Raw genomic sequence first — 12,305 nt, forward strand, 5'->3', positions numbered from 1 at the left:
TTATTAATACTCCTTTATTGTTTTTTGCGGAATCTTTTTACTTTTAAGTGAGCGAATCCTTTTGCCCCACTTTGGACTTCCGTTATACTTAAATTAATTAAGAAGGGAAAGGGACAGGTTATGAACGATATTATACAAACATTTATGGAGCGGAAGGAAGAATTGCTGGATGCGATTTTAGAACATTTAGCTATCTCCTTGAGCGCTCTTTTGATTGCCATTCTCATTGCAATACCTTTGGCGATTCTACTCAGTCAGAAAAAGAAACTAGCGGAGATTGTTCTGCAAATCACCAGTATTTTGCAGACGATCCCGTCACTTGCCTTGTTGGGGCTGTTGATTCCATTTGTAGGGATCGGGACAGTACCGGCATTGATTGCATTAGTAGTATACGCTCTTTTGCCGATTTTCCAAAATACTTATATCGGTTTGTCGGAAATTGATCCTTCCATTGAAGAAGCAGCGGATGCTTTCGGGATGTCCCGCATGCGGAAGCTGTTCAAGGTGGAGTTGCCGATGGCGATGCCAGTGATTGTTTCCGGGATTCGGACAGCTCTAGTGCTAATTATCGGGACGGCGACATTGGCCGCTTTAATTGGTGCTGGCGGCCTGGGTACCTTTATCCTATTAGGGATTGATCGGAATGATCCGACTTTAACTCTAATCGGGGCAGTCAGCTCGGCTTTATTAGCGATTATTTTCAGTGCTTTAATTCGTTTCCTGCAGCATCGCAGTATGAAAGCGACTGTAGTAGCCTTGGGTGTAATTTTCCTAGGAATCGGTGGGATCTTCTTGGCGCAGCATAATCCATTGGCCGATCAAACCGTGACCATCGCGGGTAAAATGGGATCAGAACCAGATATATTAGTTAATATCTACAAGGACGTTATTCAGGATGAAGATCCATCGATTGAAGTAGAAGTGAAACCAAACTTTGGGAAAACCAGCTTCTTATTCAGTGCGTTGGAAAATGACCAAGTCGATATTTACCCGGAATTTACCGGGACGGTGTTAGAAAGCTTAGTTGAAGTACCAGAGGGTCAAGAGACAGATGGCTCAAAAGAAGCAGCCTATCGAGAAGCCAACAAGTTGTTGAACGAACAATTTGACATGGAGCTGTTGGAACCAATGGCTTACGAAAATACCTATGCTTTAGCAATGAAACGGGAAGTAGCCGAAGAGCGGGGAATTAGTAAAATTTCTGACTTAGTGGCTGACGAAGCTAATTGGCGGGCCGGCTTTACCTTAGAATTTATCGACCGACAAGATGGTTACCGAGGAATTCAAGAGCTTTATGGTCTGAACTTTGGCTCGGTTCAAAGTATGGAACCGGCGCTGCGTTATCAAGCGATTGAAAATGGCGACGTGGACATCATCGACGGCTATTCTACGGATAGTGAAATTAGACAGTATGATTTAGTCACCTTAGAAGACAACCTTGATCTGTTCCCTCCATACCAAGGGGCAGCATTAATGCGCAACGATTTCGCTGAAGAGAATCCGACGATTGTCAAAGCCTTGAATCGTTTGGCTGGCAAAATTACCGAAGATCAAATGATCGATATGAATTATCAAGTGAATGTTGAAGGCAAGCAGCCCGCAGACGTTGCCCGTGACTTTTTAATCAAGGAAAAGATCATTGGGGAGGAGAACTAAATGGAACCAATTATTGAATTTAAAAATGTAGGCAAAGAGTTTGAAGGCCAAGTGGTGCTGAAGGATTTGAACATCTCGGTTAACCAAGGGGAAATCTTCGTACTTGTAGGACCTTCCGGCAGCGGGAAAACCACCTCCTTGAAAATGATCAATGGCCTAGTGGAACCTAGCGAAGGCGACGTCTACTTTAAAAATAAGCGAATCAAAGATTATGATATCCACAAATTGCGCTGGCAGATCGGCTACGTGCTGCAGCAAATTGCCTTGTTCCCGACGATGACCGTGAAGGAAAATATTGACGTGATTCCTGAAATGCTGGGCTGGGATAAAAAACGCCGCAGCAAACGAGCGGATGAACTGTTAGAGGAAGTCGATCTTGATCCAGGGACCTATCGCAACCGGATGCCGGCGGAGCTTTCCGGTGGGCAAAGTCAACGAATCGGAATTTTACGGGCATTGGCGGCTGAGCCGGATGTTATCTTAATGGATGAACCCTTTAGCGCACTGGACCCGATCTCCCGTACTAGTTTGCAGGATTTAGTATTAGAGCTGCATCAAAAACTAGGCAATACGATTATTTTCGTAACCCACAATATGAAGGAAGCGTTGAAGCTGGGGGACCGGATTGCCGTGATGCATGAAGGCAAGCTGATTCAATGCGACACACCTGAAATGATTCAAAGCCAACCGAAAGACGGATTTGTGAAGGCCTTCTTTGATGAAGCCACCGACGAGCTGCAGGATCAAACCTTAGCGACGGTTTATGAAGCTGGTTTCCATCAAGCCGTGATTACCCCGGATGACACAATTCCGGCGTTGGATCTGAATACCAACATCAGCCAAGCCTTTGAAGCTTTTGCTGATCATGAGAAGATTTATATTAAAGATGAAGAAGAAAAAGTAATCGCCGAGGTCACTCGGTCAGATATTTTCCGTTTCTTAAGCTGATAGGCTTACCTAACAGAATAGGAGGAAATGAACCATGAAAAAATATGATGCTATTGTGATTGGCGGCGGCCCTGGTGGAACTGCGGCGGCTTACTCCCTGAAAGAACAAGGGAAAACAGTCGCTGTGATCGAAGCCGATCTTTGGGGCGGAACTTGTCCAAATCGCGGCTGTGACCCCAAAAAGATTTTAATGAGTGCGGTGGAAGCCAAAGCAAGAGTTGAGAAGCTGAACGGTAAAGGATTTGAAGCGTCACCGGAAATTCATTGGGAAGAATTGATGGCCTTTAAACGCACCTACACCGATTCCATTCCCAGTGGTACGAAAAGCGGGATCGAAGAAGCTGAAATCGACGCTTATGACGGCCAAGCTGAGTTTGTGGATGCTCATACGATTGAAGTGGCCGACGAACGCTTGGAAGCCAAGCAATTTTTGATTGCTACCGGTCAGCGTCCTTCCTTGTTGCCCGTGGATGGCCAAGAGTACTTGCAAACTAGTACTGACTTTTTGAATTTAGCTAAATTGCCTGAACGAATTACTTTCATTGGGGCGGGCTATATTGCCTTCGAACTAGCAACGATTGCTAACGCAGCTGGGGCTGAAGTGCATGTCATTCAACACAATGATCAGCCGCTGAAGGGTTTTGACAAAGAGTTGGCAATGGACTTAACCAAGCACTTAGAAGAAAAGGGCATTACCTTCCACTTTAATGTTGATGTGGACAAAGTCGAAGCGATCGATCCTGGCTACCGCTTAACCGCTGAGAATTTTGAACTGGAAACCGACATGGTTGTCGTAGCAGCCGGGCGTGTTCCAAATATCGAAGCCTTGAAGTTAGACAATGCTCAACTGGAGTATACGAAAAAAGGTATCACGGTGGATGATCATTTAAGAACCAGCCAGGAGCATATCTTTGCTTGCGGCGATGTCTTGGATAAATCTCATCCGAAGCTGACCCCGGTTTCTGGTTTTGAAGCTTCCTATGTGGTGAAGGCGATGAATGGTGAGACAGAACCGATTCACTATCCGTTAATTCCATCGGTTGTCTTTGGCGATCAACGTCTAGCCCGGATTGGTTTGAGTGAAAAAGAATTAAGCGAAAATAGTGAAAAATACCATAGCGAAACTATGGACCTAGGCAGCTGGTTTACTTATTTCCGGGTGAATGATAAGGGCGCGAAGATCAAATTTGTTTATGATGAAGAGGATCGGATTGTGGCAATTACTTGCTTGAATGAAATGGCGGATGAACTGATCAACTATTTCAACCTGATTTTGGAAAAACAAATGACTCATGAAGAAATCGCCGACTATGTGTTTGCTTATCCAACACCAGCCAGCGACTTAGAATATTTTATCAAGTAGAAAAGATAGGCTTTTAACGCGAGTTTGTGAAGCCTTTTTAAAAACAGAGGATTTCCTCTGTTTTTTTCTTTTAGTTTATGCTAAAGTGTACGAAAATATGTTCCCGTGGTGAGAAGAATGAAGACAGAATTAACGCAAGATATGGAAAAAGCCTTGTACTACTATTGCATGGAGCTGGGTGCTTTGGTAGTAGAAGAGGTTTCGATGCCCCAAGAACAGGGGATTGTTGATACGTTAGCGTGCTTTTTCAAAGAAGAAAGCTTTGAATGGCGCTGCTACGAGCTGAAGGTGACTAAAGCCGATTTTCGCTCCAAAGCCAAATTATCCTTTATCGGTCATTACAATTATTTTGTTTTGCCGGAGGTTTTGTACGAAGCGGTGAAAGAAGAAATTCCCGCCGAGATTGGCGTCATGGTTTATCGTCCTTATGACAATATCGAAGAAGAAATGCGAGCCAAAGGAACCTTTGTGATTGTTCGCAAGCCGGTGCGTCAGGAGCTGCAGGTGGCAGAATTAGCTTTGACCCAGCGTTTTATGGCGTCAATGTTCCGGGAAGTTCGCAAAGCCAAACGGATGGACTATGGCACCTCCTTTTTTTCTACCGAGCAGTTGTATAAAGAATTACGCAAACGCAGCCTGGAAAAAGATCATTTAGGTGGAGGCAATTATTACCAGCGCTTTATTGAAGATGTGCAAAATGAACGGGTGGCTAGTTTGGAAGAAGAGCTGGCGGCCTTGCAGCAAGATTATGACTTTTTGAAACGGCAACGGCAAATCCGCCGACCGACAGAACCTTTGGAGTGAGTGTATGTATTATCCTTATTTAAGAGGCAAGCAGTTTGACCTGTTGGCTTTGACGGCCTTAATTCAGGCTAAGCGCTGGTCGCCGAAAGTTATGCCGATTATTGAGCCGGTGCGGGATTCGGCGACGCTGAAGAAAACGATAGAGCTGTTTGATCAAAAAAGCCTGCCATTATATATAGTAGAGAATCCTCAAGTCGGCACCTTCAAGCTGTTCAATGAAAAAAAGCATCTATGGAGCTTGTCAAAAGACTCGACGGTTAAACGTGCGCGGATTGTGACAGAAGCCGACCTGAAGCCAGCGGATCTGTTCTTGTTTAATGAACATTCCCCGCGATCGGTTCAGGATATCCAGCATTTGATGGATTTGAAGGCCCAGATGGTGATTCCCGATCAGGGACGTTTTCGCATCTTGCCGGCGGAAGAGCGGATTTTATTACGGGAAGCGTTTCAGCCTCGCAAACATGTTGCTGATTATGGAATAAAAGAGGATGACTTTTTCACTGACAATCATTTATACTATTTAGAGGATGGCTTTGCCGGTTATAGCGATTATACGATTGAAGGCAGCCGCTACTTTGACAAGGGCGGACCTAGTCGGGCGATTGCCATTCATATTACGTATTTTGATGCTTACTTGAACCTTCGAGTGAAGCATTTTGTTTCCGACACCAATGATTCAGCCAAGGATCAAGGCTTGAAGTTCGCCGAGGCCTTGAACAAATTGGGCCGCTGGTATCGGCGAAATCAAGATCAGGTATTGTTTACAATGGGTTTACAGGAGTTGCTGAATTACGAAAATGAAGGAAAATTTCCAGGTTTAGGCACCATCAAAAAATGGTCGCTGGCCCATCACTTGGAGCTGTTAGGCAGCTTCTTGGAGCAGGGGGATCACTGGATGAAAGGGATGGAGCAGCATGGGGTATGAAGATAAGGATTACGTCACTCGGATGGCTAAACAGGCCGGCGAGGTATTAGGCGGATTGTTAGGGAAAAAGGATGCGGAAGAAATTCTGTCCTTTGGGGAAGAAAAGCGAGCTAGTGATACACTGGTGGATGCGATTATTTTGCGTAAGACCGTCAAAGCAGACATTCCAGAAATATTGGTAATTTTTGAAGATGCTAAAAATTACTTGAAGGAGCAAGGCTCACCGCAATGGCAGGATGGCCATGGTCCGACTGAAGACTCAATTTTAAAAGATATGGCGTCCGATGCCAGCTATGTACTGGTTCAAAATGAAGCCATTATCGGCACGATTGCTCTAGTAGGCGGCGTCGACCCAGTTTATGAAGCAATTGAAGGCGAATGGCAAGGTGATTTAGACTATGTGTCGCTTCATCGGGTAGCTGTCAGCCAAAGAACTCGCAGTAAAGGTCTTGGGAAGGTTCTGCTGGAACAGTCGATCGAAAAAGCGAAAGAATTAGGCTATCAGGATATTCGGATTGATACCTATCCGGCCAACAAACCGATGCTGCGCTTAATTGATAAGGTTGGTTTCAGCTACTGCGGCATGGTACAGTTTCCTTTTAAACATGGAGAGCGGAAAGCTTTTCAACTATTAATCCAATAATAAAAAGCCATGATTCAGCTAGCAAAGGTGTTGCTTCAGCTGCTGGATCATGGCTTTTAATGGCTGTTCCCCATCAATTTTGATTAAGTCCGGCAATTTTTCCAGCTCCGGATAGCGTTTTTGTTCTTCAGTGAATAATTCCAAGCGGCGGGTAATTTCTTCTTGAGGTGCTTGGCGTTTTTTCAAACGTTGATGAATGGTCTCTTTTGAAACATCAATTAGAACCGGCACGACCGTTGAGCCAAAGCTGCGCCGCAAATTCCAAAAACCCGGCATCGTGATCGGGTCATAGCAGTCGCCTTTTTCTAGTGCTCTTTGAATACTGATCTTGGCAATTCCATAATAGTGGTGATCGTAACGATCATATTCAGCAAAGGCCTCTGCTTGAATCATTTCTTCAAAAACTTCTTTAGAGACAAAATGATAATCCACCTCATCTTTTTCCCCTGAGCGTTTAGGCCGGGTGGTGTAGGAGATGATTTTTTGTTCTAGGGAAAAACAGCTATCGGCCAAAGTCGTTTTTCCGGAACCGCTGGGACCGATGAATAAATAGCAGCGTGACATATTTTCGCCTCCTTGCTCATGATAAATTTGGACTGACATCTTTTATCCAGTATAAAGAAAAGTCCGGCTTTCAGCCAGCGACTTGCTGAGGAATGTTGAATAAGCATTGCCAACCAGGGCAAAATACCGGAGAATAGAAGAAAAGAATTAAGGGAGCAGAAGATAAATGGATACTATTCATCAGCAGCAATACGCGCAAGCTGCAAAAACCCTAAGTAAAAAACTAGAACGGCGCAATTTTCAGCCGATTATTTGCCAGACATTGGCTGAAGCAAAGGAGAAAGCGCTGGAACTGATCGAATCCAACAAAGTTGTGGGTTTTGGGGGATCAATCACCTTGGCGCAATCAGGAATCATCCCAGCACTTTATGATCGCGGCCAGCCGATGATTGATCGGGAAAAAGCAAAGGATATGGCAGAAAAGCATTGTTTAATGAAGCAAGCTCTAACCGCTGACTATTTCTTGACGAGCATTAATGGTATTTCGGAGGATGGCCAGCTGGTGAATATTGATAATGTCGGCAATCGGGTCGCGGCAATTACCTATGGTCCGGATAGAGTATTGGCCTTCGTTGGGATGAATAAGGTTTACGGCGATCTGGAAACAACGATTGAAATGGTTCGCAAACGGGCGGCTCCCCTGAACTCCTTTCGCATCGGGCTGGAGCATACTCCCTGTGTGAAGAGAGGCTTTTGCGGGGATTGCTTGAATGAGGAATGTATTTGCAACACGATTGCTGTGACCCGCAGATCGTGGATACCAGAGCGGATAACCATTTTTTTGATTTTACAAAACTATGGTTTATAATACTTAACTAAAAAGGTTACTATTTTAAGTTTTTACTTAAGACAGTGGCCTTTTTTTGTAGATTGCTTTGACAGAAGAGTGCTGCTGGTTTAAACTACAACTGTAGTTCTAATGGAGGAAGTTTAATGAAAAAGGAAATCAATATCACGGAATCGGAGCTGAAGGTAATGGAGGTTGTTTGGCAAATGGACGCCATCAGCTCTAAGGAAATCAATCAACGGCTAGAAGAAACGGAAGGCTGGAATCCCAATACGATTCGCACCCTGTTAACTCGTTTGGAGCAAAAACAAGTCATCAGCCATACCAAATCAGGGCGGATGTACATCTATAGTGCCCAGGTTCCGCGAGATTATTTTGTCAAACAGGAAAGCCGAAAATTTGTTCAAAAGTTTTTTGGCGGCAAAGTCAGTGAATTGGTGATGAACTTTGTCCAAGAAGATGTGATGGACCAAACAGAAATTGAAAAACTGCGCAGCTTACTAGAGGAGCGAGATGATGATGACTCAGCAAATTGAACAGTTCTTGCTTACTAATATATCCATGGCGATTTTCTTTGCCAGTTTATTGCTGCTGCGGAAAGTATTTGGGAAACGTCTGAGTCCGCGATTGAGAGGGGCTTTCTGGTATCTGCCTTTTTTAAGTTTGCTCTTTTTGATTCCTAATCAACCATTCCGGCAACTGAGTGAGTATCTGCGCTATAATTATGGCACAAAAATATATTTCCCGGACCAGTTGGGATCATCCAACAGTGGTGAAGCTGGCGGGGAAGCACTCTCCTTAGCTAAAGGCTGGATGAACGATTATTCGTTGGCAGCAAACCAGCCTAACTTTGTTTTTTTCTTGCAGATTTTTGCCGTCGTTTGGTTAATCGGTATGGTCATCAGAGCAGGAATGATTCTTTTTTCTTATTATTCACTGCATAGGTTGATAGTATCCGGCCAAGTGCTGGACAGCGATAGAATCAACCGTGCACTAAGCAGAGCACAAAGGACGCTGCATTATCAGTCGCCGGTACAAGTGATTGCTTCAACAGAAATCCAAACGCCGGCAACCAGCGGAATGTTTCGTCCGGTGATTTTATTGCCAGAAGCCTTTAGTGAAGAAGCCTCGGAAGAACAGCTATATTTAATTTTCATGCACGAGTTGGGGCATCACAAAAACAAAGACTTCTATCAGCAAACCTTGTTTTTGCTTTTTACCATCATCTTTTGGTACAATCCCTTGATTCACTGGATGAATCAAGCGGCCGCCAAGGATCGGGAAGTGGCTTGCGATCATCTCGTCATGGCTCATTTGGCGAAAAAGGAAATCACCGCTTACGGACACGCCCTCTTAAATAGTGTAGTCCAAAAGCCGACTCACCAGCTGGTGGCCTTTTCTGACAATCACAAAGGACTGACGGAACGAATTCAATTTATCGCAGCGTATCAGAAAGAAAAGAAGTTTCCGCTGCTTCAAGGATTGAGTATTTTATTGCTGATCATCAGTGTTTTTGTGGCGGTTCCTCAAAGTGAAGGGACGCAAAAGGCATCGCTGCTGAAGGATGCAGGGGTGATCAAAATCTTCGCTGATCGAGCGTTTGCTGATGACAGTTTGAATTCGTTGGTTTTATATGATGAGGAAGCCCGGCAATACAGCATTTACAATGAAGCGGCTGCCTATCAGCGCTTTTCTCCCGACAGCACCTACAAGCTGTGGAGCGGACTGTTCGGGCTAAAACATGAGTTAATTCAGCCGGAACAAAATCAATTAGCCTGGGATGGCACAGAGTATCCTTTTGCTGCTTGGAATCAAGATCAAGGATTAAGCGAGGCCTTTACCAACTCCACTAACTGGTATTTCCAGCAGTTGGATCAAAAATTGGGTAAAGCCACGTTGACTGAGGAATTTAAAGCCGTGAACTATGGCAACGCTAGTTTACTGGGATCAGTGGACGACTATTGGTTGGAATCCTCTTTAAAAATCGCACCGATTGAACAGGTTCAACTTTTAAAGCAGCTGATAAACCACGAACTAGCTTTCTCTGACCAAGATGTTCAAACCATCAAAGAGGCCATGAAACTGGAATCCGGTGAAGGATATACTCTTTATGGGAAGACCGGCACCGGACAAAGACAAGGACAGGATAATCGCGGCTGGTTTGTCGGTTTTATCGAAGCCAAGGGCCAAACCCATTACTTTGCCTGTCATTTGCAGCAAGAGGGAACGTCTGGTCAATCAGCTGCGGCTGAAACATTGAGAATATTGCGCGAAAACGCCATTTACTAATTTAGGTTAAACAGAAGGGAACAACAACTTATGCAAAGAAGTCAAAAGAACCAGAAAAAAAGCAATAAATTGCCTTTGATAATCATCGGGGCGGTAATCCTGCTGGGAATTGCTGGATTTGGCGGGTATACGGTGTATCATGCCAACCAACTGAAAAATGAAGGCGAACAAACGGTGAAGAAATTTATTGCCGCAATTTCGGATGGCAAATACAACGAAATTCCTAAGTATTTAACCGATGCTTCCCTAAAAGATAACGGCTTTACCGCTGAGACAGTGGAAGAAAAATACCAAAATATTTTTTCTGGTATCAATGCCTCGAATATAAAAGCCAAAGACATTCAAATCGAAAAAGCCGACAACGGCTACGATTTTAGCTATACCTTGTCCTTAAACACGGGTCTAGGTGCTTTGAAGGATCAAAAATATTCGGGTACCTTGACGGAAGACGATCAAAAAATCAACTGGACGCCTAAGTTGATCTTCCCCAATATGGATGGGACGGATAAAGTCAGCTACGAAGTCTCCTCCGCAACTCGCGGGGAGATCTTGGATCGCAATGATCAAGGATTAGCGGTGAACGGCACGGTTTATCAAATCGGCGTAATTCCTAATCAACTGGGAACCGGCGATGAACGGGCTCAGAAAATTGCCGCGATCGCTGAATCGATTGGCAGCACCGAAGATGCTATCAACAGTGCATTGGACCAGGGCTGGGTGCAGGATGACTTTTTTGTTCCTTTGAAAACCGTCAATACTACGCCTGAAAGTGTGCCAGAAGGCGTTGAGGTTCATCAAGCAACTGGTCGGACCTATCCACTAGGTGAAGCGGCGGCTCAATTGATCGGTTATGTAGGCAAAGTAACGGCCGAAGATTTGGAGAAAAACGATGAATTAGCAGCTGAAAGCTTAATTGGCCGAACTGGATTGGAACGGGCGTTAGACAAACAATTACGGGGTCAAGACGGCGGCTTGTTGGCCATTGTTGGCGAAGACGGCACTCAGAAAAAAGTGCTGCAGGAAGTGCGCAAGACCGATGGCGAAAACGTCAAATTGACAATCGATGCCAAAGCCCAGCAAATTGCCTACGACTCGCTGCAAGGTCAACCTGGCTCAAGTGTGGCAACGGCACCGAAGACCGGCGACCTGCTGGCAGTCGTCAGTTCACCAAGCTTTGATCCTAACAAAATGACTAACGGCATTAGTCAAGCCGATTACGATGCTTATAACAATGACGAAAACTTGCCATTCATGAGTCGTTTTGCCACCGGTTATGCACCAGGTTCCACCTTTAAAACCGTCACTGCGGCGATCGGTTTAGATGCTGGGACGCTTGATCCGAATGAAGAATTGGCAATTAATGGCTTGAAATGGCAAAAAGATAGTTCATGGGGCGGCTACCAAGTGACTCGGGTAAGCGATGAGTCACCAGTGAACCTGCGGACTGCGTTAGTTTACTCAGATAATATTTACATGGCACAGGAAACTTTAAAAATGGGTGAAAAAACCTTCAGAGCTGGCTTGAACAAATTCATCTTCGGTGAAAAATTGGATTTGCCGATTGCGATGGATCCAGCGCAAATTTCTAACGAAGATTCCTTCAACTCAGAAGTCCTTTTAGCCGATACTGGTTATGGACAAGGTCAGCTGCTGTTGAACCCGATTCAACAAATCACCACCTATTCTGTTTTCCCTAACAACGGCACCTTGGTTTATCCTAAACTAATTGCTGATGAGGAAACGAAAACCAAAGCAGATGTGGTTTCTGCCGGAACCGTCGACACTATCAAGCAAGACATGGAAGCTGTCGTCAGCGATCCTAACGGTACCGCCAGCAGCCTGCAAAGCTTAGGTATTCCGTTGGCTGCTAAAACCGGAACGGCTGAAATCAAAGAAAAACAAGACGAAAGAGGCCAGCAAAACAGTTTCTTATATGCCTTTGATTCTCAAAACCAAGGCTATGCTGTGATGGAATTCTTGGAAGATCGGGCGGACGGCCAATCAGCTACCGAACTTTCCAAGGAACTGTTGACTTATCTTCAGGCAACTTATCAATAAGCCCTTGTCCTGATCTGGAAAGATTGGTAAGATATTTCAGAAGGACGGTGCTGGAATGAATAAGCGACAAAAGAAGAAACAAGCCTATAAGCAGTATATGCGAGATATTTTTGAAGGATATGAACGGATGCTGGAAGATCCTAAGCTGCCGGAATTAACCTTTCCTTATTTAAAAGAAATCACAATTTTATCCCGCGATAGCGAAGGCAAGATTCATTTTACAACCAAAGAAGTGTAATCGTAAGGCTGAGGCGAAGATGTCTCAGCC

At 44.7% G+C, this 12,305-nt stretch carries 12 protein-coding genes; 11 read left to right on the forward strand and 1 reads right to left on the reverse strand.

Annotation, left to right across the window (positions count from 1 at the left end; translation table 11 throughout):
* The first annotated feature begins 120 nt into the window (after positions 1 to 120).
* From JZO70_RS12825 to JZO70_RS12850, 6 genes are all read left to right on the forward strand, one after another.
* On the forward strand, positions 121 to 1,656 hold the full coding sequence (locus tag JZO70_RS12825) for an ABC transporter permease/substrate-binding protein (RefSeq protein WP_207673964.1): 1,536 nt from the start codon (positions 121 to 123) through the stop codon (positions 1,654 to 1,656).
* Positions 1,657 to 2,604, forward strand: coding sequence for an ABC transporter ATP-binding protein (locus tag JZO70_RS12830; protein WP_207673965.1), 948 nt, complete (start codon positions 1,657 to 1,659; stop codon positions 2,602 to 2,604).
* A gap of 34 nt (positions 2,605 to 2,638) precedes the next feature.
* A complete protein-coding gene (locus tag JZO70_RS12835; RefSeq protein WP_207673966.1) occupies positions 2,639 to 3,967 on the forward strand; it encodes a dihydrolipoyl dehydrogenase family protein in 1,329 nt (442 codons plus the stop codon).
* A 117-nt stretch (positions 3,968 to 4,084) separates the two neighbouring features.
* Entirely contained in the window at positions 4,085 to 4,771 is a 687-nt protein-coding gene (locus JZO70_RS12840) for a hypothetical protein (RefSeq protein WP_207673967.1), read from the forward strand.
* A gap of 4 nt (positions 4,772 to 4,775) precedes the next feature.
* Positions 4,776 to 5,696 carry a sce7725 family protein gene (locus JZO70_RS12845; protein ID WP_207673968.1) on the forward strand — a complete coding sequence of 307 codons (921 nt, stop codon included), beginning with the start codon at positions 4,776 to 4,778 and terminating at the stop codon, positions 5,694 to 5,696.
* Positions 5,686 to 6,339: a GNAT family N-acetyltransferase gene (locus JZO70_RS12850; RefSeq protein ID WP_207673969.1), complete on the forward strand. Its 654-nt coding sequence runs from the start codon at positions 5,686 to 5,688 to the stop codon at positions 6,337 to 6,339. The genes JZO70_RS12845 and JZO70_RS12850 overlap by 11 nt, the downstream gene beginning before the upstream one ends.
* 18 nt (positions 6,340 to 6,357) lie before the next feature.
* Here the strand turns inward: JZO70_RS12850 and JZO70_RS12855 are convergent, their stop codons facing one another.
* Positions 6,358 to 6,903 carry a guanylate kinase gene (locus tag JZO70_RS12855; protein WP_207673970.1) on the reverse strand — a complete coding sequence of 182 codons (546 nt, stop codon included), beginning with the start codon at positions 6,901 to 6,903 and terminating at the stop codon, positions 6,358 to 6,360.
* Between the two features lie 166 nt (positions 6,904 to 7,069).
* Between JZO70_RS12855 and JZO70_RS12860 the strand changes: the two genes are divergently transcribed.
* The 5 genes from JZO70_RS12860 (at position 7,070) to JZO70_RS12880 (ending at position 12,275) form a co-directional block, all read left to right on the forward strand.
* Positions 7,070 to 7,711: a lactate utilization protein gene (locus tag JZO70_RS12860; RefSeq protein ID WP_207673971.1), complete on the forward strand. Its 642-nt coding sequence runs from the start codon at positions 7,070 to 7,072 to the stop codon at positions 7,709 to 7,711.
* Between the two features lie 125 nt (positions 7,712 to 7,836).
* Entirely contained in the window at positions 7,837 to 8,226 is a 390-nt protein-coding gene (locus tag JZO70_RS12865) for a BlaI/MecI/CopY family transcriptional regulator (RefSeq protein ID WP_207673972.1), read from the forward strand.
* Positions 8,210 to 9,979: a BlaR1 family beta-lactam sensor/signal transducer gene (locus JZO70_RS12870; protein WP_207673973.1), complete on the forward strand. Its 1,770-nt coding sequence runs from the start codon at positions 8,210 to 8,212 to the stop codon at positions 9,977 to 9,979. The genes JZO70_RS12865 and JZO70_RS12870 overlap by 17 nt, the downstream gene beginning before the upstream one ends.
* A 30-nt stretch (positions 9,980 to 10,009) precedes the next feature.
* Positions 10,010 to 12,037, forward strand: coding sequence for a penicillin-binding protein PBP4(5) (pbp4, locus tag JZO70_RS12875; protein WP_207673974.1), 2,028 nt, complete (start codon positions 10,010 to 10,012; stop codon positions 12,035 to 12,037).
* Between the two features lie 55 nt (positions 12,038 to 12,092).
* Positions 12,093 to 12,275 carry a hypothetical protein gene (locus JZO70_RS12880; RefSeq protein WP_207673975.1) on the forward strand — a complete coding sequence of 61 codons (183 nt, stop codon included), beginning with the start codon at positions 12,093 to 12,095 and terminating at the stop codon, positions 12,273 to 12,275.
* The last annotated feature ends 30 nt before the right edge of the window (positions 12,276 to 12,305 follow it).

Source organism: Candidatus Enterococcus moelleringii (assembly GCF_017377575.1).
GTDB classification, from domain to species: Bacteria; Bacillota; Bacilli; order Lactobacillales; family Enterococcaceae; genus Enterococcus_A; species Enterococcus_A moelleringii.

Bases quoted from the DNA above. Each gene is read 5' to 3' on its own strand.
- JZO70_RS12840 (WP_207673967.1), top strand. From the start codon at position 4,085: ATGAAGACAGAATTAACGCAAGATATGGAAAAAGCCTTGTACTACTAT.
- JZO70_RS12830 (WP_207673965.1), top strand. From the start codon at position 1,657: ATGGAACCAATTATTGAATTTAAAAATGTAGGCAAAGAGTTTGAAGGC.
- JZO70_RS12825 (WP_207673964.1), top strand. From the start codon at position 121: ATGAACGATATTATACAAACATTTATGGAGCGGAAGGAAGAATTGCTG.
- JZO70_RS12870 (WP_207673973.1), top strand. From the start codon at position 8,210: ATGACTCAGCAAATTGAACAGTTCTTGCTTACTAATATATCCATGGCG.
- JZO70_RS12850 (WP_207673969.1), top strand. From the start codon at position 5,686: ATGGGGTATGAAGATAAGGATTACGTCACTCGGATGGCTAAACAGGCC.
- JZO70_RS12835 (WP_207673966.1), top strand. From the start codon at position 2,639: ATGAAAAAATATGATGCTATTGTGATTGGCGGCGGCCCTGGTGGAACT.
- pbp4 (WP_207673974.1), top strand. From the start codon at position 10,010: ATGCAAAGAAGTCAAAAGAACCAGAAAAAAAGCAATAAATTGCCTTTG.
- JZO70_RS12845 (WP_207673968.1), top strand. From the start codon at position 4,776: ATGTATTATCCTTATTTAAGAGGCAAGCAGTTTGACCTGTTGGCTTTG.
- JZO70_RS12880 (WP_207673975.1), top strand. From the start codon at position 12,093: ATGAATAAGCGACAAAAGAAGAAACAAGCCTATAAGCAGTATATGCGA.
- JZO70_RS12865 (WP_207673972.1), top strand. From the start codon at position 7,837: ATGAAAAAGGAAATCAATATCACGGAATCGGAGCTGAAGGTAATGGAG.
- JZO70_RS12855 (WP_207673970.1), bottom strand. From the start codon at position 6,903: ATGTCACGCTGCTATTTATTCATCGGTCCCAGCGGTTCCGGAAAAACG.
- JZO70_RS12860 (WP_207673971.1), top strand. From the start codon at position 7,070: ATGGATACTATTCATCAGCAGCAATACGCGCAAGCTGCAAAAACCCTA.